Raw genomic sequence first — 22,211 nt, forward strand, 5'->3', positions numbered from 1 at the left:
CCTATTTAATTGGGCTGTAATTGAAACAGAAAACCAAGTTGCTGCGACGCGGTAATAAAACAAATATAGGCACAAAGCTCTACAATTTCTTTTTCCGTCCAATATTGTTTTAATATATGAAACATATTATCATCTATCGCCTTTCGGTCATGAACAAATGTATGCGTAAAAGTAACTGCTACACTAATTTCTTCTACCTTTTGCATATCATCAGGTCTTCCCTTTGCCATACAGTACGGACATTCATTCCCATACGCTAATGTTCGTCTCACTTGCTCCTTCAACTCTGCTGAAAGAGTTCCTTTATTGTACATTGTATCCTCTAACGCACTCCACGAATGTAATATATCCGGATTATGACCTAATAACTTTTGAAACTTTGTATCTCCTACATTTGATAATGAAATCCTCTCCATCATTTCCCCTCCTATTTCCTTCTGTTTTATTGTAAAATAAATAAGGTTCACTTTACATTTCATATGAATCTTAATTTATATTTTTACTTTACAAAAAATATCATTTTACTGGAGGTTTATTTACAAATGCAACTAGACCGTGTTGATCGAAAAATTTTAAATGAATTATATAATGATAGTCGACTTTCGATGCGAGAATTGGCAAAGCGAGTAAACTTATCCGCTCCGTCTACTACAGAACGTGTTCGTAAACTTGAAAGTGAAGGAGTTATTCAAAAATACACTATCGATATCGATTATAAAAAAGCAGGACTTGTTTTAGATTGTATTTTAGAAATCACTTTAAAAAATGGTGATACAACACGTATGCAACAGTTTATTCAGTCTTATCCCTCTGCAAGTTTTTGTTACCGAGTAACAGGAAGCTTATGCTACATTGTAAAAATTTCTGTTCCTTCGCTCGTAGAACTTGAAGAATTTATTAATGACGTTTCTTCATATGCAACGACAGTTTCTCATATCGTATTATCAGAAGTAGCTCTTACTCCAGACATTGAACATATCTTCCCAGAAGATTAATTTATTTTTATTCATAAAATATTAAAAAACCCCTTACAATAAGAATAAAAATAATATATTATGTATTAAAATACATAAAGTTCGAGAAAGGGGCTTTACATTGAAAATCTGGTTTTATGAAAAAACGGCACAATTAGATGACTTGCTTGGTATTTGGGACAATGTTCCGACCATCCCTCGAATTGGTGAAAAAGTTGAACTTCTAAAAACAGTTCGGATCGTTACAGATATTAAATATGTAAAGAACGGTAATAATTTTCGTGTAGAGATTATTACAAATTAAAAAGTAGCTCTTTAGGAGCTACTTTTTAATTATCTATTATACGCTTTCTTTATAACAATTTTATCTTCTTCTACAGAAACTGTTACATAATCATTTTCTTCTAACCGAAGCTTATTTACAGCTTCATCAGGCAGCTCTACAGCCATCAATCTATCTGTTACTATCACTTGGCTATATATTTCATTTTCTTCTGATGTATTCACTACTTTTTCTTCATTTATGAAACGAAGCGGTGGCACACCTACTTCTTTTACCGTACGCCATTGTTTCCAAATGTAAGGGATTAACCAAAGTAATCCAACAATCACAAGTCCAATGCCAATCCATAAATTACTTTGTGCCTGCAATTCCGCAATTGAGATTGTGTCACTTCCATCTCCACTTGCCAATTGCATAGTCGTTGCAATCAAATTATTTAAAGCATGCACAGCAATATTCGTCCATATATTTTTTGTCTTTATGTATAGAAGACACATAATAACACCAAACATGAAAGCACCGATAACATCAAAATGTCCTAATCCAAAAATAAGAGAGGATATAATGACCGCTCGTTTAATCCCCCATTTGTATGCCATTCTCTGTAAGAAAAAACCTCTAAAAATAACTTCTTCCATTATTGGAGCTAATACACATGCTGAAATGAAAGTGAATATCGTCATATATATATTACTCGTATTAATTACATTTCCATCTTCTAACATCGTAACTAAAAAATCAGGTAAAGTATGTGCTAAAATATAAAATTGAATTTGGGATATACCGACTGAAAAAATCATTCCCATTATCGCGGCTAATACAATTAACCCCCAATGTAAACGTCTGGGCTTATCAAAAAAACTTTTAAAAACGACATTATTTTTACTTGTTTTTAAATATAGCCACAATAGTGGAAATACGAAAAATATTGATATTTGTGACATGAATTCTATCGTATTATCAGAAGCACCTGATAAACTTAATGGAATCATCGTTAGGAACATCCCTATAATCATCCATCCAAAAAAACTACGTAGCCTTATACGTGAAAATGCATATTGCATATTGAACACCTCCAAAGATAGTAAAAAGCAAAATATTAATCAGGGTTTTATAGGAAACCCCTCTCCTACAAATGGCAGGATAACTAAATTATAATATGAATATAGTTGAAAACCTTCCTTTTTTTCTCAATTACTTCCGAACAGCATATCTCTTAACATATATATAACGACTTTACTGGATATACCATATCACCGTTCTTCAACTTCATTACAATTTACATTCGCTCCCCTTAAAGACTATATGACCCAAGATTAGCTGGAGAAGATCCGATATTCTATGGCTGACAGCATCTCTAATTAAAAATACAGAATACTAGGAACGTAAAAAACTATGTAATAAAAATCCCCATTTTTACAAGCGGGGATTTCTTTTATTATAATACGTCACGCTTTTGGAATAATACACTTGATGCTACAAGTAATACAGCAAAATACGCGATGACAAGTAATACTGAAGTTGTAAACGTAAATTCTGTAAATGTTGGCTCTGCTCCGCCACTAACTAATTTATTACTATCGTAAACACTTAAATTCAAATGGAAGAATACTACAAACTTCGCTACACCTTTTGCAAACATCATAAGTAACATCGTAATTGCCGGTTCTAAGAAATATAAAAATAGAGTAATAAGTAATGGCAATACAGAATTTCTAAATACGTTTGCAAAGAAGAATGCAAGCGTTGCGAAGAAAAATGGTGATACAAGTTGATATAAAATTGTTTTTAACACAATCGCTAACGTTAATTCTGTTTTACTACCGTCCATTACAAAGCCGCCAATAATCATCGCAATTAGTGTACTAGCAAATACGATAAATAACATCGTTAATAATACCGTAATATATTTAGAAAATAAAACTGTAATTCGTTTTCTTGGTCGAATTAATAATTGCTTAATTGTTCCTTTTTGGAATTCATCTGTAATTGTGCGAGAGGCTATTGTAATTCCAAAAATCGGTGTGAATATCATAATTAAAACAATATTTGAACTCGCAAAATCTAAGTAAGTTCCACTCAAGCTACCAGGTTCACCCCATTTTGCTTTGACTACGGCTCCTAAAATCTCCAATAAAGCAATCACACCGATTAAAATATACATACCTTTTTTCGCATGTAACTTTAAAAATTCATTTTGAATTAATTTAAACATTACGCTTTCACTCCCCCTGTAATCGCTAAGAACTCATCCTCTAATGTTTTATTTTGAACAGCAACTCCGTATACAAGCACATCGTCATTTACAAGTTTTTTTACAAGTTGTGGAATTTCCTCTTTCATTACAGATACTACAATTACATTTCCTTGCGTCTTACCTTTAATGATTTCATTCGCTTTCTGAACTTCATCTACTTCAAACGCTACAACTACTGCCTCATCATGTTTCGCTTGTTCATGCAAGTTATACTCTTGTACAAACTCACCTTGTTTAATAATAACAACGCGGTCACACATCAATTCAATTTCACTTAATAAGTGACTTGATACAATGACCGCAATATTTTCTTCTTTCGCTAAACGTTGTAAATAATCACGAATTTGACGAATACCAGCTGGATCTAATCCATTTGTCGGCTCATCTAAAATTAAGATTTTCGGCTGATGCAGTAATGCCTGTGCAATTCCTAAACGTTGCTTCATACCAAGTGAATATGTTTTCACCTTTTTATGAATCGCATGCTCCAATTCAACAAGCTTTACAATTTCATTAATGCGCTCTTTACTAATTGGAGTAATTGCCATGTTTGCAAAATGCTTTAAGTTTTGCATTCCTGTCATATAATCATATAGTTCAGGGTTTTCTACAATCGCTCCAATTTGCTCTAACGCCTTTTCACGCTCCGTGCGAATACTATGACCACAAATTGTAATATCGCCCTCTGTCATTGATATAAGACCTGTCATCATACGAATTGTCGTCGTCTTACCACTACCGTTCGGTCCAAGGAATCCGTACACTTCCCCTTCACGAACCTCAAATGATAAACCACGGATAATTTCTGTTCCACCAATCCTTTTTCGAACATTTTCTAATTTTACTACTACGTTTCCCAATGCTGATTCCTCCTTTAGACTTCTAGTTTTTTATCGATTATGCGACCTGTTATATAAACAAGTAGAATAAATATTCCTATAGAAAAACTAAAACTATATAGATTCATAAATTTTTCAGGATATAAATAAACCCCGTCATAAAACGATTCATCTATATATAATAATTTATCTATAAAATAACCTCTTGGTACGAGCTTACCTAATGTCGCGTATATCAGGCTCATTGCTTTACTTAATGTAAAAAACAAAGCAAAGATAACACCGTATTCAATTTTCTTCTTAAGAGAAAATACCTTCACACTCGCTGTTACAAAAAGTAAAATAAGTAACAGACTAACCAAATTAAATACAAACAAAACTGAAGATACTATTTGCTGAAACGGTTTTTGAGTTAAACCAATAAATGCTTCATACATTTCAGTACCTTTTATTAATTTAATAGAAATACTATATAAGAATATTGTACCTAAGAGTTCAAAAATAGCTAAATAGATAAAAGCAAATAACAATATTGCTAAAACAATTTTTCTACCTGATGTCGGTGTTAACCGAAATAATGTACTTTCAATCATTTTTCCGAAAGCAGACATCGCTTGAATGAACATCATTACTACAAAAATTATATATACAAATATAACTAACGCAATTATGATTGTTTGGTTTATTTCTCCCGATTCCTTCTTAATATAATTGCCCATACATACAAAGGCAACAGCCACAACAAATATAAATGATAACAACGAAATAACAATCTGTTTTTTATTCATATTGTACATATATATTAAGCTCGACTTCATCTACTAAACACCTCCTTAAACACATCCGTGACAGCTTTCCCTCTCTGAAAACGTAACTCTTCTACATTTTCATACAATACAATTTCTCCATCTTTTAAAAAGATTACCTCATCAAAAATATTTTCAACTTCATTTATTAAATGAGTTGAGATTAGTATGGTACAATCTTCTCTATAAAATTTTAAAATGAGATCTAATACGTGTTCTCTAGAAACAAGATCAATTCCGCCAAGTGGTTCATCCAGTACATATAACTTCGCTTTTCGAGAAAACGTTAAAATAATTTGAAGCTTTTCCACCATCCCTTTTGATAATGCTATAATTTTTTCTTCTAACGGTATTTTAAATTCCGCAATCGTATCTACTGCTTTTTGAATATCGAAATCTTTATAAAAATCTCGATAGAAAAATAATGCATCTTTTACAGTCATCCAATCATCAAAGACTGGCTTGTCAGACATAAATGAAACGATTTCTTTCGTCTCTAACCCTACTTTTTTACCATTAATTACTATGCTGCCTTCAGAAGGATGTTGTAGACCTGCAATCATTTTTAATAACGTCGTTTTCCCGCTTCCGTTATCTCCAACAAGCCCAACGATTTTTCCTTCTGTAATCTCTATATTTAACTCACGGATCACTGCTTTTAATCCGTATCGCTTCCATAAGTTTTCTATTTTTAATAACTCTGTCATTCGTTCTCCTCCCTTTTCTCATGTAATGAAGAACGAAGGATTGTAAGAATTTCTTCTTCTGAAAAACCTAAATTGTCCATTCCATCTATAAAAGAATGAAGTAATTCTCTCGCCATATCTTTTCGCAGCTCCATAATTTTCTCCCCTTCATTCGTTACATATCGTCCCATTCCTCTACGCGTTACAACAACTCCATCCCGCTCTAGTTCTTGAAATGTACGTTGAATCGTATTTGGATTCACTTGTAATTCACTCGCTAATTCACGTACAGAGGGAATTTTATCGCCAGGCAATAAATGACCCGTTACAATTTCTTTTTTTATGTATTCCATTACTTGAATGTAAATTGGTGTGTTTGGAGAAAACTCGATTTTCATTTCTCCCCTCCTGTCTTAGTGTGTTAGTTAAATAGTACACCAAGACAAATTACATGTAAATACTTACAACAAAAAATGTAATAAAAAGGCAGTGTAACTTTTTCGTTACACTGCCTTCCTGTAATACAATATAAGTAAATCTATTCTAATTATAGTTTCAATCGTTTGAATTCACATATAACATTATACGAAATTTATTTTACTTGAGTTAGCACAGATTTAAACGTATTAATAACTGTATCTACTTCTTCATAACTAATTGTAAGGGATGGTTCAATACGAATTGTTTTTGAGTTAATTAATGTTCCCGCAACAAGAATACCTTGATCAAACATCGCCTTTGACACTTCATAACCAATCTCGTCTTTATGGAATTCAATCCCAATCATTAAACCTTGACCACGGATTTCAAAGATTTTATCTTCGTGTCCTTCTGCTGCTTGTTTCAATCCTTTTAAGAAATACTCTCCAACTTCCATCGCCCGTTCCGGTAATTTCTCTTCCAATAATACATGGATTGTTGCAATTGCAGCAGCACATGCAAGAGGATTCCCGCCAAACGTTGTTGTATGCATAAATGGATTTTCAAACCAACTTTGGAATACTTTTTCTTTCGCAACAATAGCTCCCGCTGGCATTACACCTCCACCAAACGCTTTCGCAAGACAAATAATATCCGGTACAACATCATATAAATCTGCTGCAAACATTTTTCCTGTACGGCCCATTCCAGTTTGCACTTCATCAAAAATAAGGAGTGATCCAAACTCATCACAAAGCTCTCGCACTTGTTTCAAATAATTTTCTGGAGGTAAAATAATGCCGCCCTCCCCTTGAATTGGCTCTAAAATAACTGCTGCAACATCTTCTCCCACTAATGCACATGTCTCAAATGTTTTTCTCATCATATCAATATCGCCAAATGGAACATGGCGGAAACCCGGAATTAATGGTAAAAATGGCTTACGGAACATTCCTTTTGCCGTCCCAGATAAAGCACCAAGGCTCTTACCATGGAAAGCACGGGTTGTAGAAATGAAAGTTGTTCGTTCACTATACATTTTTGCTAGTTTTAATGCTGCCTCTACGCTTTCTGTTCCACTATTTGTGAAGAAAGCATATTTCAAATCACCAGGTGTAATATCCGCTAAAATCTTTGCAAGAATTGCTCGAAGTGGATCTAGTAAATCCTGACTGTGTAATGCTTGACGCTTTAATTGATCTGTTACAGCTTTTACTACTTTCGGATTACGGTGACCAACATTATAAATTCCGAATCCACCTAAACAGTCAATGTATTTTTTACCATTAATATCCATAAAACAAGATCCTTCATCAGACCATTCTACTGCTGCAAATTGTCCATCTTTTGTTACTGTTTTTCTATAAGCAAGAAAACCAGGATTCACATGCTCTCTAAATCCGTCTACTGTTTCTTTTTGAATCCAATTTGCCTCTTCTTCAGATACTTTTTCTTTTTCAATTAACTGTAGTACTTTCGTAATATACTCATTTACATTTGATTCTTTCTCATTCAATTTATTTTTCACGTTCGTTTCCATCTAATTCACCTCTACATTTTTTTTATTTGCAAACCAACCAATAGGTTCTACTTCTAGATTTATATTAATCTGCTTAATTTCTTGAAATTCTTCTAAACCAAACGTTCCTAGACTACGACCTATACCACTTTGCTTATATCCGCCCCAAGGCGCCTCATTGTATGTTGGATGATAGCTATTAATCCACGTAATGCCTGCGCGAAGCTTGCGAATTACGCGCATTGCTTTTGCACCATCAACCGTAAATACCCCTCCAGCTAAGCCATAATCCGTACCGTTTGCTAACTCAATTGCTTCCTGTTCAGTTTTAAACTTTTGAATTACCACAACAGGACCGAAGATTTCTTCCTGGACAATGCGCATATCAGGTTTTACATTGACAAAGACTGTTGGTTCAATAAAGAAACCATCACCTTTTCCATCCTCCATTATTCGTCTACCTCCGCAAGCAACGTTTGCACCTTCGTCTTTTCCAATTTCAATATAACGTAATACTTTTTCCATATGTTCTTGACTTACAAGTGGCCCCATTTCTGATTCAGGATGATCACCAGGCCCAACGTTAATTTGCTGTGCTCTCTCTACAAAACTATTAACAAATCTATCATAAACGCTTTCCTCTACAAGGATTCTCGACCCTGCTGAACACACTTGTCCGCTACCTGCATAAATACCGAATAGAGCATAATCAATAGCAGTCTCAAAATCTGCATCTGCAAAAATAATATTTGGAGATTTCCCTCCAAGTTCTAACGAAATCTTTTTCATATTATCTGCTGCTGTTCTCATAATGTGCTTACCTGTTTTTGTTCCACCTGTAAAGGAAATCATATCGACTTTATGACTCGCTGCAATTTCATTCCCTACTATTGGACCGGCCCCCATTACCATATTGGCAACACCTTTTGGTAGCCCTACTTTTTCAAGGATTTCGAATAGCTTTGTTGCAGTTATTGGTGTCACTTCAGAAGGTTTAAACACAATTGTATTTCCAGCTGCTAAAGCAGGTGCAATTTTCCATACACTCATCAATAGCGGATAATTCCATGGAACAATTAATCCACAAACACCAACTGGCTCTCTTACAACCATCGCTTGCATCGGATCGGCTACATGATATGTTTGACCATCTGGCTTTGTAATCAATCCGGCATAATAGCGAAAACAAGCCGCTGCATCTCCAATATCTCCTTCTGCCTCACGGTATGTTTTTCCATTATCCATTGTTTCAAGGTATACTAATTCTTCCATATTTTTATCAATTTCATCTGCTATTTTAAATAAATATGATGCCCTTTCAGCAGTAGATGTTTCTGACCAAATTCCGCTATCAAAAGCCGCTCTTGCCACTTCTATTGCGTATTTTGCATCCTCAATCGTTCCCTCAGGTGCATATGCTATACCCTTGCCATTAGCAGGGTTAATAATCGTTCTTTTTTCTTGATTACTAGAGTCTCTCCATTCACCGTTTACATACATTTTTAAATCTAGCACTATATTGAATCCCCCTTTATCGATCGTTTATATATTTATAAGCAAATTTCATGCCAATATTTAAAATTCAAAAGAATCCTACATAAAGTGAAACTTTAATCAGTGGGGGTTTTGTTCATCCCCACTGATTATCAGCCCTCACCAATCGGGCGTTTACAGGCAGCAGGGCTCCCACCTAACTTCTTTGCTCCACCTGAATTTTGAGGTGGGGGTTTTACTGCCCACAAATAGCGGGATAAACTGACTATTTTCTTAAAAATAACAAACATTTTATGCATTTCCGCATACACTATTCCATTTTGCATAAAGTGAAACTTTAATGATTTCCGCTACCGCCCTCACCACTCGGGACTTGAATCCCAGAGAATATGTACATGCTAAGCGCACACAAAAAGGAGAAGTCTATGTGACCTTCTCCTTTTTTAGGAATAAGAGATGATATCAGCCGCTATCCCTTTTTCACTAACAATTTTTTGATATTTACGACTCACTGAAGATTGGCTGATTCCAAGAACTTTTGCAGCCTTAGTCGTTGTTTTATACTGCTTCATTGCAAGCAAAATCAATTGTTCTTCTACAGAATGTAGCGCTTCTTGTAATGGTAATACTCTTGTAATAACTGGTTTTGCTTTATTAAAGTCATAACCGGGTGTTAAAAACTTACTAACAAACTCCGCTTCAATTACTGGATCATCTGCTGATACAACTAAACGTTCAATCATATTTTGTAATTCACGGACATTTCCTGGCCATGAATAGAACTCTAGTAAGTTAAGTGCATCTGGAGTTAAATGATAATTTTTATTATATTTTTCATTTAACTGTTGTAAGAAATGAAAGGCAAGTACCGGAACATCTTCCATTCGCTCTCGTAAAGAAGGAACTCGCAGCGGAATTACATTGAGGCGATAAAATAAATCTTCACGAAATGTTCCAGATTCGACCATCTTTTCAAGACTCTTATTTGTAGCAGCAATAATTTGTACATTTATTTTCGTAGGTGTTGTACTTCCAATAGGAATTACTTCTTGTTCCTGCAGGACTCTAAGCAATTTCACTTGCAAATGTAAAGGCATTTCTCCAATTTCATCTAAAAATAAAACCCCTTGATCAGCTCGCTTAAAATATCCTTCTTTTCCATTTTTATCGGCTCCTGTAAAAGCACCTTTCGTATAACCAAATAGTTCACTTTCTAACAACGTTTCTGGAATTGCACCACAATTTAATTTTAAAAATGGCTTTGAAGATCGGTTCCCAAGTTGATGAATTGCCTGGGCAATTACTTCTTTTCCGACACCAGATTCTCCAGAAATAAGAACATTAGAAGAAAAATCTGCTATTTTTTTAGCTTGGTTAATAATTTGTTCCATTTTGGGACTACAGTAAATAAGCTTCTTAAGAAAACGATCTTTATTTTTAAAGTCATCTAACTCCTTCTTATATTGCTCTGATATCTTCTTTATTTCATGTAATTCCGTCTTTAATCTCGTTGCTTCGGTGATATCCCTTGAGGCAATAATAATACGATGAAGCTCTCCGTTTTCATTAAATACAGGGTTTCCAACTGCTAATATTTTCCTTCCGCTTTTTGTTTCTTGTACAACTGATACCTTTTTTTGTTTTTCCAACACTAATCGCGTAACCGATGGACTAAATAACCCTTTCTTTTCTAGTTCTAAAAGATTTTTCCCTAACAAGTCCTTCAAATTACTCCCCCAAAAATCATTGATAACAGTTTCACTATAACGAATTAATTCCCCTTTATGATTAACAACTAATATTTCATCATAAATACTGGACAAGATTGCATGTAAATCTTTATTTAAATCCTTTATATATTCAATTTCCATCGCCATGTCCTCGACCATCGGCAAATCTTGCACAATAATAACCATTCCTTCAATACTTTGATCAAAGTTTGGAATCGGACTATAGTCAACTAATACACCCATTTCATTTGTGATTTGTAATTGATTCAAGATCGTTTTTCCCGTTGTAAATACATTATTAATGTGTTCTCCATTAAAAATCAGTTCTGCTGGTACATTCATAACTCTTTCAGGAGTCGATTTAATCATCTTCAAACCAGACTCATTGCAATTTACAATTTTCTTTTCACGATCTACTACAAAAATCCCCATTGGAATAGACGTTAAAATAATTTTCAATATATCAACACTCTGATTTTCTTGTTTAAATAGTTCTGCAAAAACATCCTCTCTTCTTATATATCCTGTTAGCTCATCCATTTCATTTTTCACTATGGCAATCGGCGCCCCAATAATTTGAAAAAGAGCTGTTAAAGAAATATCTTTACTAAGATGACATATTGTATCTAGTGAAACAGCATTTGAAAGTAATAGCTTAGAAGTTAATTCCTTACTATTTGATAGCAGATCCTTCACATGAACGTATGCAAATAATTTCTCTCCTCTTTTTAAAAATAGAAAAGATTCTTTTATATTTTTAACATCTATATTCCATTCCTTTTCAGATTGATCGATAGGTAGAGAAACTATGGGTCTAATTTTTGTATGAGCGATGGAAAACATTCTGCTATTCCTCCTTTAAACTATTTAATTTGTATTGTATCATTAAATACAAATTTTTTTAATTAATCTGAAAATAAAACATTTCTTTCTTTATTTAATGAAAAAAGGAAGATGAGTGCCTCCATCTTCCTCATAGTTCTATCATTAATCACTACCACTAACGAAAAGATCTTCTTGAATATAAGCTAATACCATACCTGGAATTACTTTATCGCCCGCTTCTACTTCTAAAGATTGAACTTCTCCACTACATCCCATCTTAATTACTTCCAGTTTACCATTCATATCTTTAATAGAGAATAATGGCTCCCATTCATAAATTCGAGAATCCTTATCGATAGACACTTTTTCAATTATTCCATAACACGGACTCGTAATAATATCATAATACATAATCAATCATCCCTTTCTTTTATTCTATTAATATTGTTCTTCTAACCTTTGTGACTGAAGAATCATATAGAAAAAGCTTTGAAACTCTTCTATGTCCTCTACCTCAATTCCTAGATTTGTTGCCCAATATTGTTCCTCTCCAATATCTTCTTGGCTTAATAAAACCATTCTCCCATTTTGAATTGAGGTAACCATTGCTTTTCCAAGAAACTGTTGTGAATACGTAACAGCTATATCGTAACGATGACTATTCGACACAATACAGTAATAACCGATTTGTTGTCTCTCCACTTCTTCTAATAAAATATCCAGTTTCATTTTAGCCCTCCCTTTAGGTTAAAAATGCAACCAACCTCTTAGGCGTGATGCTTCTACAACCTTGCGAACCCCTTCAATATAAGCAGCAATTTTCATATTTACTCCAAAGCGTTTAGAAGTATCAAGTACGTTAGAAAAACTAGATGTAATTTTCTCCTTTAAACATTGATCAACATATTGCTCCGTCCAGTAATATCCTTGGTTATTTTGACACCATTCAAAATATGAAACAATCACGCCACCAGAGTTTGCCAAAATATCTGGAACAACCAAAATTCCCTTTTCTTCTAACATGGTTATCGCCTCTTTTGTTGTTGGTCCATTTGCAGCCTCAATGATAATCTTACATCCAAGCTTTCCTGCATTATGTTTTGTAATGACTCCTCCAATTGCCGCCGGAATGAGTACATCACATTCTTTTTCTAACAACTCCTGATTAGAAATTGTTTTACTAAAGAGATTCGATACTACACCGAAAGAATCTCTGTTTTCTAGTAAATAAGGAACATCTAGACCGTCTGGATTATAAATTCCTCCTATAGCATCTGATACCCCGACTACTTTCACACCAATATCATATAAGTATTTTGCCAAATAACCTCCAACATTCCCAAACCCTTGAATAATAACTCGCATATTTTGCAAGGGAATTTGTTTTAACTCACTTACTAACTGAAGTGTATACAATACACCTTTAGAAGTCGCTGTTTCCCGCCCTTGTGATCCTCCTAGCATTAATGGCTTCCCGGTTATAAAGCCTGGAGAGTCAAACTCCCTAATATGGTCATATTCATCTAGCATCCAAGCCATAATTTGCGCATTTGTATACATATCAGGTGCTGGAATATCTTTCGTCGGTCCCACAATTTGACTTACTGCTCTTACATACCCACGACTCAGTAACTCTAGTTCTCTAAAACTCAACTCCTGTGGATTACAAATAATCCCGCCCTTTGCGCCTCCATATGGCAGTCCTGTCACTCCACATTTCAAGCTCATCCAGCCAGCAAGTGCTTTTACTTCTTCTGCCGTAACATCTGGATGAAATCTAATACCACCTTTTGTTGGCCCTGCTGCGTCGTTATGCTGAGCGCGATACCCTTGAAATACCTTTGTTGTTCCATCATCCATGCGAACAGGAATGCTTACTTCTAAAAAACGCATCGGTTTTTTCAGAAATTCGAATACTTCGTCTGGATAACTTAAAAAATGAAGCGCCTCTTTTAATATAGATTGAAATTCCTCTAAAGGATTTTCAACTTCAACTGTATTTGTATGTTTTTCTGATTGAATCGGCACGATAACACCCCTCTTTATATTTTTACTAATTGTACAAAGCAATAATCGTGCCAAGTGAAAATACTATGTTAATCCGATCTGTTATCCTCCTACTTATGAATCTTTGAATGACTTATGCAATGCTGCATGATTATCAAATATAAAAAAAAGACATCGGAACTTATCCGATGTCTTTTTTTATATTTCCTGTGCTTCTTCAAAATGCATTTGCGGAGGAGCTAAGCGGAACATATTTGTAACATATAGAAGGTACCCAATTCCAATAGCAGCCCAGCAAATCCCTAGAATAAGTGAATGAATATTGAGGTTAAACCATAGTACTGCCACAGTACCAGCACCTAAAATAGGCATCACTAAGAAATTCAAACAGTCTTTTATCGTTTTATATCTTTTTTTCTTAATTACATAGTAGGAAATTACAGATAAATTAACAAATGTAAATGCAATAAGCGCTCCAAAATTAATAAGAGATGCTGCCGTTTCTAAATCAATGAATATAGCGGAGAGCGAAATCATTCCTACAATAACAATGTTATATACCGGCGTTCTCCAGCGGGGATGAATGTATCCGAATATTTTCTTCGGAATTACATTGTCTCGCCCCATTACGTATAATAGTCGAGATACACTTGTATGAGAAGCTAAACCAGACGCAAGTGTCCCCATAAGCGTCCCTACTAAAAAGAAAGCTTGAAATAGTTTTCCTCCAACATATAGCGCGATTTCTGGAGACGCTGATTCTTTATCTTTAAATACAGATGTATCTGGAAAGAAAGATTGTGTAAAATACGTAGTTGTAATGAATAAAACTCCACCAATTAAAGCAGTTAGAAAAATAGCTCGTGGAATTGTCTTCTTTGCGTTTGGTGTCTCTTCCGAAAATGTAGTTACTGCATCAAAACCTAAAAATGAAAAACAAAGAATTGTCGCACCTGCAACTAACGGTGATATTTGTATATCCGATTGAAAAAACGGCTGAATGGAAAAAACTTCTCCTGTTCCCTCTCCCGCTAATAAACCTTTTATAACTAGAAAAACAAACACCGCCATTACTAGCACTTGAAATATTACTAAAAAAGTATTGAAGTTAGCAGTAACATTCACGCTAATAATATTTATAAGTGTAACCAGTAGAATAAAACCGATGACCCATATCCAACTAGGAACACTTGGAAAAAATGCTGACAAATAAATTCTCGTTAATAGTGCGTTCACCATCGGTAGAAACAAATAATCCAATAACGCGGACCATCCAACAAGAAATCCAAGCCTTGCACTAATTGTCTTCTGTGTATACGTATAAGCTGATCCTGCGGTAGGAAAAACCTTTACCATTTTGCCGTAGCTTGCAGCGGTAAACAACATCCCTGCTAATGCAATAAGATAAGCTCCTGGAACATGACCGCCTGTTTTTTCAGAAACAATTCCAAATGTATCAAACCCAACCATCGGTGTCATATACCCGACCCCTAGCATAACAATTGACCAAAGCCCTAATGAACGTTTTAAACCAACTACTTTTCCCACCTATCATTCCTCCTACTTTCTCTATCTAATTTCCATTTAAAAATCGACAGTTAAAAGGAAGCGTTTTCAAATGACTATATATCACACCGAGTATTACCTCCCTTTTTGTTACTTTTTAAATATTCATGCAATTTTCAAGCCAAAATTTCTAGAGTTTAAAAATTCAATATTAAAAAGAACGTATAGGTGGAATTGGACCTGATTTCTTCTCATTTTTTATTCATTTTTACATAAGTTATTCAATCTCTCATACTACTAAATATGAAAATAAAACTTTAACCCGTGTATTTTCTTTATCCCCACTTCCTCATAAACTGGGCTTTTACAAGATTAAAATATTTTCATGAAATAATAACATTATGTAAACCATCCATATAAAAAAGCTGTCTTTTCTATAAAGACAGCTTTTTCTATAACACTATATTAAAAATTGAATGCGAAGTCATCGTCTGATAACTTTTCAACATTCGTTGCTTTTACGTAACCATTTCCTTTTACAGAGAAGAAATCATGGTTTTTCGTATCTGTACGTAAACCATTTAAAACGATTGGGTTAATTTCTTCTTCTTCAAACTTCGGTTCAAGCCCTAAGTTCATAAGTCCTTTATTCGCATTGTAACGAACGAAACGATTTACATCTTCTACAAGACCGATAGAAGTGTAAATTTCTTCTGTATATGCCATTTCAATTTCATATAGTTCCATTAATAATTCTTGCGTTTCTTTTTGCACTTCTTGTTGATCTTCTGCAGAAAGTTCTGCGAAGAGTTGTTGTGCTAAAATACCGACGAATACGCCGTGAATTGACTCATCACGAATTATTAGGTTAATAATCTCACCACTTGCTGTCAGTTTACCTTGACCAGCTAAGTAAAGTGGATAGAAGAATCCACTATAGAATAAGTAACTTTCTAAGAATACGCTTGCTACCATTGCCATGTATAACTCTTTTTTCGTTACTTCAGGCTTTAATAGACGACGGTAGTAGCGAGTAATAATACCAGCCTTTTTCTCAAGTAATGGATGGTTATCTACCCATTCAAAAATATCATCAATTTCTTCTTCAGTAGCTAGCGTTGTGAAAATATGACTGTAACTCTTCGCATGTACTTCTTCCATAGCACCCATGAAAGCTAATACACTTTTCGCTTGTAAATTTTCAAGATGAACAAGTACAAGTGGCATCCCTTCGCCGCCTTGTTTCGTATCTAAAAGTGTTAAACCACCTAATACACGCTTATAAGCAACCTGCTCTTCTCTTGATAATTGTGCCCAAGTATTTTTGTCAGAAGATACCGCGATTTCTTCTTCTGTCCAAAACTGAGCGATGTTTTGCTTCCAAAACATTAAACTAAAATCGTCTTCCTTTTTGTTCCAGTTTACCGCGCGCATTCAATCGCCCCTTCTCTAAATAAACATGAAAAATTGATAACTAAGCATGAGCAGGGTTCAGAAAACCCTGCTCATAATGTCACACTTTTTATATTAAACAGTACAAGCCACACACTCTTCCACGCTTAACTTACGTGTTCTTGTATAGTACAGACTCTTTAAGCCTTTTTTATGTGCATAGATGTAGTAACGTGCTAACTCACGTGTTGAAATATCACTATTAACGTAAAGAATCGTACTAATTCCCTGGTCAATATGCTCCTGAATTTCTGCGATTAAATCAATTAATTTAAACTGATTCATGTCGTAAGAAGATTTATAGTACCAGAATGTATCTTTTGATAAATATGGCATTGGATAATATGTTGTCGCATTCGCATACGTTCTTGATTCGATTTGACTTACGATCGGCATTACGCTTGAAGTTGCATTTTGAACGTAACTGATAGATTGTGTAGGAGCGATAGCAAGACGATATGAATTATATAATCCATTCTTCTTCACTTGCTCTTTTAAACTTGTCCAATCTTCTTTTGTTGGAATATGAATTCCTTCAAATAATTGCTGAACTTTTTCAGTTACTGGGCTGTAATCTGTCGTTTCATACTTTTCAAAGTATGTGCCGTTCGCATAATCAGACTTATCGAAGTCTTTAAATGTTTCGCCTTTTTCTTTAGCGATTTCCATACTTTTCTCAATCGAGTAGTAATTTAACATCATAAAGAATGTACGAGCGAACTCTTTCGCTTCTGCACTTTCATATGCGATTTTATTTTTTGATAAATATCCGTGTAAATTCATTGCTCCAAGTCCAACTGAATGAAGCTCATCATTTGCTTTTTTTACAGTTGGCGCATTCGGAATGATCGTCATATCAGAAACAGCTGTTAAAGCTTCCATTCCCGCATGAACTGCTTCACGGATTTCTTTATTTTCCATTACATTTACGATATTTAACGATCCTAAGTTACAGTTAATATCACGACGGATAATGTCATCTGTACCGTAATCATTTATTTCAGAAGTTTCTTGAAGCTGGAAGATTTCTGTCTCGAATGTTCAACCGAGTTCGCTACTACTCAGTCCGTTGCTCATGCAACTGCTGTATGTCACCATACAGGACAGACTATATCATCACCTACAGCATTACCTGGTTAGGTGCTCCGCTTTTCGAACGCCAATCGCTTGCGCTCTACTCCCAAATGGGATAGTCGTTAGGCTTTTACTTATCTTAATCTTTCAGAAAGTCTCTTATTACTTTATGTTGTCCGATAACTCTGCTATACAAAATAATAAGATACATTCTGAACTTTTATATTTTCATTCTAAGATAAGATTTAGCACGGTAGGTTACCTCAAACTTGAGGCTTTCCCCGTTTAACGGAGTGTTCGACTAGCATTTCTACTAGAAGGTGCTACATATTTAACACAAGTTCGACATCTTCACAGTTCCAATATTCTTCAATGGATGCTGGTTATTTGCATTTGATTTAAACATTAAGTATGGGTAACCAGACTCAAGCTGAATCATAGCGATTTTAATCAGCATATCACGTGCACTAATATCTAGTGGCTTCTTCTTCACTTTCGGATTGCTCATTAATTCATCGTACATTTCATCAATATCTATATCATCTAAATGTTTTCCGTACTCTTTAAATACTGTATAAGGCGCGAAAACATGGAAAGGTTCGTTTTTCTCAGCAAGTTCAAAGAACTTACTTGGAACGATAATTCCGATTGATAGGGACTGAATACGGCTCTTCTCATCGGCATTTATTTTTTTTGTATCAAGAAATTCAATAATATCCCAATGGAAAATGTTTAAGTATACAGCGCCGGCACCTTTTCGTTGGCCAAGTTGATTCGCATATGAAAACGAATCTTCAAGCAATTTCATAACAGGTACTACACCACTTGCGGCGTTATCAATACCTTTAATTTGCTCACCACGTGCACGTAGCTTAGATAAGTTTAAAGCTACTCCACCACCGATTTTCGATAATTGCATTGCAGTATTAATGTTAAAGCCGATTGAATTTAAGCTATCGTCCATCTCTAACAAGAAACAAGACACCATTTCTCCTCTTCTGCTTCTTCCCGCATTTAAAAAGGTTGGTGTCGCTGGTTGGTAGTTTTGTTTTACAATCATGCTTGCGAATTGTTTTGCCTTCGCAACATCACCGCGTCCTAAGTATAGTGACACAATTGCTACACGATCTTCATAGCTTTCTAAGTATTGTTTTTGATCATTCGTTTTTAACGCATAATCTTTATAGAACTTAGATGCTGCCATATAAGATTGGAACTCGAAGTTTTCACCATAAGCGATGTTATATACTCCTTCTACTTCCTCCAAGCTATACTCGTCCAGAACGTTGTAATAGTAATCGTGTTCTTTCATATACTCCATTCGCTCTGCCACGCTATTAAAAGGAACGGTATTCTCTCTAGCCTCTTCCATAAAGACTTCTAATGCCTCTTTATCTTTATGAAGCTGATAAAAACCATCCTGCATTTGCGTGATTTCATTATTCAGTTCAATGTGTCGCAATCTCCCGCACCCTTTCTTTAAAATATTCTACATCATTATTTGTTCCAGATAACTCAAATTTTGATACAATAGGCACTTCATATTTAGTAGAAATTTTGTCAGCACTTGCACCAAACATGTCTCCCCAATTACGATTGCCGCTTGCAGATACGCCTTTTAATTTTTCATTATTGCGTTCTAAAAAGTCTAAAACACGTTCCGGTACATTGCCAAAACCTGTTGTATACGTAATAAGAATAAAGTCTTCATCTAATACTAGAGCTTCATCAATTTGAACGGCCGGCATATTTAATTTGTGGATGAAACGCTTCACGTTTCCTGTCATAGAATCATATGCAACTAACATTTCCGACCCTCCCTCTCCAATCTATATTCTCTGTATGTCGTTTCTTGATTTCTCTATATATTGTATTACGTTTCAAAATAAGACACAAGATATATGTATAAATTCTTTCTTTTTTTAACTTTTACTTTTCGACATGACCGTCGATTTTTTTCAATACAAAGACTATGAAACAACATTCTAAAACTCATGTCAATAAAGTGCTTTTCAAAAAAGTTGTCAACGAATTTAACCTTATTTTAAAAAAAGTTGACAATATTTTTTGTCATAAAACAGTAAATGCTGGAGTAATATATTTCTCCAGCATCACGCAAAAAAGAACAGACATTAAACGATAATCTGTTCTAAAAAACGATTACATTTATCAATTTTACTTTATTAAATATTATACATATACTTTCGTTCCTCGTTACATACTAAAAGATAACTATTATAGAAAAAGATTATTATTATGGAACTTCAATTTATTTATGAAAAAAATTATTCCGGATGCTCAATACGCAAAATATCTTTTATAAATATATGATGTGGATTCTCATCTTTATCGAGCATTGTACATACAGGAGCTTCTTCATCAAAGTATACGATCATTCCTTCTACGTATTGATATGTATGTTGAACTTGTACAGTTACTTTAATTTCTACAGCTTGCTCATATGCTCTTTTTATTTTCTGAAGCATTTTTGCTGAACATTTTCGTTTCTCTGGATACATAACCATTCCCATAAACCTATTCCCAGCTCTATCTTTCCACATATAATCCCAATGTGGTAATATGCCTTGTTTAAAATCTCCCATAATTCTCCTCTCCTTTATCTTCTATTTATGAACGTGGTGTTTCTGAATATGTATAAATTACCTGTCCACCGCGCTGTGCATTCCCGATAATATGTCTAAAATCTTCTCGACTTACAACAACTTCCCTGAACGTATAAAATACATCTTTCGTCGCAACATACTCCTTTATTTCACCATTTTTCAGCTGATCCAAAATTGCATTTGCTAATTGTTTATCCATGTATTTCACCTCTCTGCAATAGTTTATTTTATCGCATCTTCTATAGGTCGACAACGGTAAAATTATCCCGTTACTATTATGTAATTCACTTTCATTATTTTTATAGCTATATCACTTTATTATATTCGCACTAAATATCATATACTAACATAGCTACTTCTCTATATCAAACTTTTTGACGCTCTGTATAACAAAGTTCCAATCCACTGTTTGTTATTTTATTTTATGCTACAATATATGCATAGAACTAGGAGGGATACTATGATTCGGAAAGCAAAAAAGACAGATGCGATAGGAGTAGCACCTTTACTGTATAACGCTCTGCACGAAATTGCTGAAAAAATCACAGGTAGCACAGTTGAAGCAAAAGTGATACTAGGACTTGAAACATGGTTCGCAAAAGAAAATAATCGATTGAGCTATGAAAACTGTTTAGTGGCTGAACAAGATGGAAAGGTAGTTGGGGTTATTGTCGTTTATCACGGTAGTAACGCTGAACAACTTGATGCACCAATCGTACACCACTTAAGAGAACTACATGAAGACGAATCCATTACGTTAGAAAAAGAAGCTGAACTTGATGAGTATTATATTGACACGTTGTCAGTTTCAAATATGTACAGTGGACGTGGCATTGGCTCTAAATTAATCGATGCAGCTGAACTTCATGCAACTGAAAAAGGTCATGAAAAAATCGCCTTACTTGTTAATTTAGAAAACAAACGCGCTTTTTCACTATATGAAAAACTTGGTTACAAAAAAGATAACATCGTTATGCTCGTTGGTGAACCGTATGCCCATCTAATAAAACCATTACGGTCATTAGTTTCTATATCTTAAAAGGACAATTCTTTTTGCTTGTTATGTAAAGAAAGAGACTGCCAAAGGGACAGTCTCTTTTATGTTAAATTCGTATTTAATACATTTCCATCCATCGCCTCACGAAATGTATACGTTGTACATCCCCACGGCTTCCTATGGAAAATAGGCGAACCTGACCACCCTATTGCCCTCAGTTCAGTCCCAATCATCACATTGAAATAACTATGACCTACAAGAGTAATATGTCCGTGTACGAGCGCATAGCGGTGTAACATATTAGCAGCTTGCCTTGCTCTTTCTCGCACTTCCTTATAAGACTCAACATCCTTACTATAAGCAGCTATCCATAGTGTACGTCCAATAAACATCCATACATTAGGTTTACATTTCAACCATTTTGGAGCATAAAAACCTGTCGGAACTTCAGCTTCCCTAAAAAGAGGATTTTGCACAAAAGATAAAGAATCCGTTAATTCGGCTGCTAATTGCACAGCGCGCCTCTGATCACTCGTTACGACCAATTTCGCTGTTGTAATCGCCTCAATTGTTTCAATCGGTATATGAGCTTCTTTTACCGTAGTTCCTAAATCATATTGCTTCATCCATTCACGAAATGAAATAATTGTCATTGGCTCTATAGCACTATCCAAACGACCATGACGAATAAAAGAAATTCTCATTCTTTCCACTCCCC

At 34.7% G+C, this 22,211-nt stretch carries 23 protein-coding genes and 1 pseudogene; 3 read left to right on the forward strand and 21 right to left on the reverse strand.

Annotation, left to right across the window (positions count from 1 at the left end):
- Positions 1-5 precede the first annotated feature (5 nt).
- On the reverse strand, positions 6-479 hold the full coding sequence (locus ACP6L7_RS05405; RefSeq protein WP_141533331.1) for a carboxymuconolactone decarboxylase family protein: 474 nt from the start codon (positions 477-479) through the stop codon (positions 6-8).
- A 63-nt stretch (positions 480-542) separates the two neighbouring features.
- Here ACP6L7_RS05405 and ACP6L7_RS05410 point away from each other — a divergent pair, with 63 nt between their 5' ends.
- Together ACP6L7_RS05410 and ACP6L7_RS05415 are read left to right on the forward strand one after the other, a co-directional pair.
- A complete protein-coding gene (locus ACP6L7_RS05410) occupies positions 543-995 on the forward strand; it encodes an Lrp/AsnC family transcriptional regulator (protein ID WP_001175507.1) in 453 nt (150 codons plus the stop codon).
- A gap of 100 nt (positions 996-1,095) precedes the next feature.
- Positions 1,096-1,278 (forward strand): DUF3913 family protein, encoded by a 183-nt coding sequence (locus ACP6L7_RS05415; protein ID WP_000707108.1) that lies wholly within the window; start codon positions 1,096-1,098, stop codon positions 1,276-1,278.
- 29 nt (positions 1,279-1,307) lie between these two features.
- On the opposite strand, the gene ACP6L7_RS05420 is transcribed toward ACP6L7_RS05415, so the two are convergent.
- From ACP6L7_RS05420 to ACP6L7_RS05510, 19 genes and pseudogenes are all read right to left on the reverse strand, one after another.
- A complete protein-coding gene (locus ACP6L7_RS05420) occupies positions 1,308-2,321 on the reverse strand; it encodes a CPBP family intramembrane glutamic endopeptidase (RefSeq protein ID WP_097831827.1) in 1,014 nt (337 codons plus the stop codon).
- Between the two features lie 374 nt (positions 2,322-2,695).
- Positions 2,696-3,472: an ABC transporter permease gene (locus ACP6L7_RS05425; protein ID WP_097831828.1), complete on the reverse strand. Its 777-nt coding sequence runs from the start codon at positions 3,470-3,472 to the stop codon at positions 2,696-2,698.
- Complete coding sequence (locus ACP6L7_RS05430; protein WP_097831829.1) at positions 3,472-4,374, reverse strand: ABC transporter ATP-binding protein; 903 nt, start codon at positions 4,372-4,374, stop codon at positions 3,472-3,474. The genes ACP6L7_RS05425 and ACP6L7_RS05430 overlap by 1 nt, the downstream gene beginning before the upstream one ends.
- A gap of 14 nt (positions 4,375-4,388) precedes the next feature.
- Entirely contained in the window at positions 4,389-5,171 is a 783-nt protein-coding gene (locus ACP6L7_RS05435) for an ABC transporter permease (RefSeq protein WP_097831830.1), read from the reverse strand.
- Positions 5,168-5,866, reverse strand: coding sequence for an ABC transporter ATP-binding protein (locus ACP6L7_RS05440; RefSeq protein WP_097831831.1), 699 nt, complete (start codon positions 5,864-5,866; stop codon positions 5,168-5,170). The genes ACP6L7_RS05435 and ACP6L7_RS05440 overlap by 4 nt, the downstream gene beginning before the upstream one ends.
- Entirely contained in the window at positions 5,863-6,243 is a 381-nt protein-coding gene (locus ACP6L7_RS05445) for a GntR family transcriptional regulator (protein WP_097831832.1), read from the reverse strand. The genes ACP6L7_RS05440 and ACP6L7_RS05445 overlap by 4 nt, the downstream gene beginning before the upstream one ends.
- A 194-nt stretch (positions 6,244-6,437) precedes the next feature.
- Complete coding sequence (locus ACP6L7_RS05450; protein ID WP_097831833.1) at positions 6,438-7,805, reverse strand: putrescine aminotransferase; 1,368 nt, start codon at positions 7,803-7,805, stop codon at positions 6,438-6,440.
- Positions 7,806-9,299 (reverse strand): aldehyde dehydrogenase family protein, encoded by a 1,494-nt coding sequence (locus ACP6L7_RS05455; RefSeq protein ID WP_097831834.1) that lies wholly within the window; start codon positions 9,297-9,299, stop codon positions 7,806-7,808.
- Positions 9,300-9,721: 422 nt separating this feature from the next.
- On the reverse strand, positions 9,722-11,851 hold the full coding sequence (locus tag ACP6L7_RS05460) for a sigma 54-interacting transcriptional regulator (protein WP_097831835.1): 2,130 nt from the start codon (positions 11,849-11,851) through the stop codon (positions 9,722-9,724).
- Between the two features lie 144 nt (positions 11,852-11,995).
- Positions 11,996-12,244: a biotin/lipoyl attachment domain-containing protein gene (locus tag ACP6L7_RS05465; RefSeq protein ID WP_000291043.1), complete on the reverse strand. Its 249-nt coding sequence runs from the start codon at positions 12,242-12,244 to the stop codon at positions 11,996-11,998.
- Between the two features lie 27 nt (positions 12,245-12,271).
- Positions 12,272-12,562, reverse strand: coding sequence for an SAV0927 family protein (locus ACP6L7_RS05470; RefSeq protein ID WP_097831836.1), 291 nt, complete (start codon positions 12,560-12,562; stop codon positions 12,272-12,274).
- 18 nt (positions 12,563-12,580) lie between these two features.
- Positions 12,581-13,861, reverse strand: a complete 1,281-nt coding sequence (locus ACP6L7_RS05475; RefSeq protein WP_097831837.1) for a Glu/Leu/Phe/Val family dehydrogenase — start codon at positions 13,859-13,861, stop codon at positions 12,581-12,583.
- Between the two features lie 177 nt (positions 13,862-14,038).
- A complete protein-coding gene (locus tag ACP6L7_RS05480) occupies positions 14,039-15,388 on the reverse strand; it encodes an APC family permease (protein ID WP_097831838.1) in 1,350 nt (449 codons plus the stop codon).
- A 423-nt stretch (positions 15,389-15,811) separates the two neighbouring features.
- On the reverse strand, positions 15,812-16,780 hold the full coding sequence (gene nrdF / locus ACP6L7_RS05485) for a class 1b ribonucleoside-diphosphate reductase subunit beta (RefSeq protein ID WP_097831839.1): 969 nt from the start codon (positions 16,778-16,780) through the stop codon (positions 15,812-15,814).
- Positions 16,781-16,873: 93 nt separating this feature from the next.
- The gene (locus tag ACP6L7_RS05490; RefSeq protein ID WP_306295567.1) at positions 16,874-17,824 is read right to left on the reverse strand and encodes a ribonucleotide reductase large subunit; all 951 of its coding nucleotides are present in this window, start codon (positions 17,822-17,824) and stop codon (positions 16,874-16,876) included.
- A 382-nt stretch (positions 17,825-18,206) separates the two neighbouring features.
- Positions 18,207-19,334 (reverse strand): annotated as a pseudogene (locus ACP6L7_RS05495) (ribonucleotide reductase N-terminal alpha domain-containing protein); the annotation flags it as partial.
- Complete coding sequence (gene nrdI, locus ACP6L7_RS05500; RefSeq protein WP_000959445.1) at positions 19,321-19,680, reverse strand: class Ib ribonucleoside-diphosphate reductase assembly flavoprotein NrdI; 360 nt, start codon at positions 19,678-19,680, stop codon at positions 19,321-19,323. The gene nrdI and the pseudogene ACP6L7_RS05495, both read right to left, overlap by 14 nt.
- 477 nt (positions 19,681-20,157) lie before the next feature.
- Complete coding sequence (locus tag ACP6L7_RS05505) at positions 20,158-20,475, reverse strand: hypothetical protein (RefSeq protein WP_071744777.1); 318 nt, start codon at positions 20,473-20,475, stop codon at positions 20,158-20,160.
- A 25-nt stretch (positions 20,476-20,500) separates the two neighbouring features.
- Positions 20,501-20,695, reverse strand: coding sequence for an abortive phage infection protein (locus ACP6L7_RS05510; protein ID WP_097831840.1), 195 nt, complete (start codon positions 20,693-20,695; stop codon positions 20,501-20,503).
- Between the two features lie 261 nt (positions 20,696-20,956).
- On the opposite strand from ACP6L7_RS05510, the gene ACP6L7_RS05515 reads away from it, so the two are divergent.
- Complete coding sequence (locus ACP6L7_RS05515; RefSeq protein WP_097831841.1) at positions 20,957-21,535, forward strand: GNAT family N-acetyltransferase; 579 nt, start codon at positions 20,957-20,959, stop codon at positions 21,533-21,535.
- A 59-nt stretch (positions 21,536-21,594) separates the two neighbouring features.
- Here the strand turns inward: ACP6L7_RS05515 and ACP6L7_RS05520 are convergent, their stop codons facing one another.
- Positions 21,595-22,197, reverse strand: a complete 603-nt coding sequence (locus ACP6L7_RS05520; protein ID WP_097831842.1) for a histidine phosphatase family protein — start codon at positions 22,195-22,197, stop codon at positions 21,595-21,597.
- Positions 22,198-22,211 lie beyond the last annotated feature (14 nt).

This window comes from Bacillus silvicola, from assembly GCF_050524305.1.
Taxonomy (GTDB): Bacteria; Bacillota; Bacilli; order Bacillales; family Bacillaceae_G; genus Bacillus_A; species Bacillus_A cereus_AT.

Bases quoted from the DNA above. Each gene is read 5' to 3' on its own strand.
- ACP6L7_RS05470 (WP_097831836.1), bottom strand. From the start codon at position 12,562: ATGAAACTGGATATTTTATTAGAAGAAGTGGAGAGACAACAAATCGGT.
- ACP6L7_RS05505 (WP_071744777.1), bottom strand. From the start codon at position 20,475: ATGGGAGATTTTAAACAAGGCATATTACCACATTGGGATTATATGTGG.
- ACP6L7_RS05460 (WP_097831835.1), bottom strand. From the start codon at position 11,851: ATGTTTTCCATCGCTCATACAAAAATTAGACCCATAGTTTCTCTACCT.
- ACP6L7_RS05510 (WP_097831840.1), bottom strand. From the start codon at position 20,695: ATGGATAAACAATTAGCAAATGCAATTTTGGATCAGCTGAAAAATGGT.
- ACP6L7_RS05410 (WP_001175507.1), top strand. From the start codon at position 543: ATGCAACTAGACCGTGTTGATCGAAAAATTTTAAATGAATTATATAAT.
- ACP6L7_RS05425 (WP_097831828.1), bottom strand. From the start codon at position 3,472: ATGTTTAAATTAATTCAAAATGAATTTTTAAAGTTACATGCGAAAAAA.
- ACP6L7_RS05435 (WP_097831830.1), bottom strand. From the start codon at position 5,171: ATGAAGTCGAGCTTAATATATATGTACAATATGAATAAAAAACAGATT.
- ACP6L7_RS05420 (WP_097831827.1), bottom strand. From the start codon at position 2,321: ATGCAATATGCATTTTCACGTATAAGGCTACGTAGTTTTTTTGGATGG.
- ACP6L7_RS05465 (WP_000291043.1), bottom strand. From the start codon at position 12,244: ATGTATTATGATATTATTACGAGTCCGTGTTATGGAATAATTGAAAAA.
- ACP6L7_RS05520 (WP_097831842.1), bottom strand. From the start codon at position 22,197: ATGAGAATTTCTTTTATTCGTCATGGTCGTTTGGATAGTGCTATAGAG.
- nrdF (WP_097831839.1), bottom strand. From the start codon at position 16,780: ATGCGCGCGGTAAACTGGAACAAAAAGGAAGACGATTTTAGTTTAATG.
- ACP6L7_RS05405 (WP_141533331.1), bottom strand. From the start codon at position 479: ATGAAATGTAAAGTGAACCTTATTTATTTTACAATAAAACAGAAGGAA.
- ACP6L7_RS05440 (WP_097831831.1), bottom strand. From the start codon at position 5,866: ATGACAGAGTTATTAAAAATAGAAAACTTATGGAAGCGATACGGATTA.
- ACP6L7_RS05515 (WP_097831841.1), top strand. From the start codon at position 20,957: ATGATTCGGAAAGCAAAAAAGACAGATGCGATAGGAGTAGCACCTTTA.
- ACP6L7_RS05445 (WP_097831832.1), bottom strand. From the start codon at position 6,243: ATGAAAATCGAGTTTTCTCCAAACACACCAATTTACATTCAAGTAATG.
- nrdI (WP_000959445.1), bottom strand. From the start codon at position 19,680: ATGTTAGTTGCATATGATTCTATGACAGGAAACGTGAAGCGTTTCATC.
- ACP6L7_RS05450 (WP_097831833.1), bottom strand. From the start codon at position 7,805: ATGGAAACGAACGTGAAAAATAAATTGAATGAGAAAGAATCAAATGTA.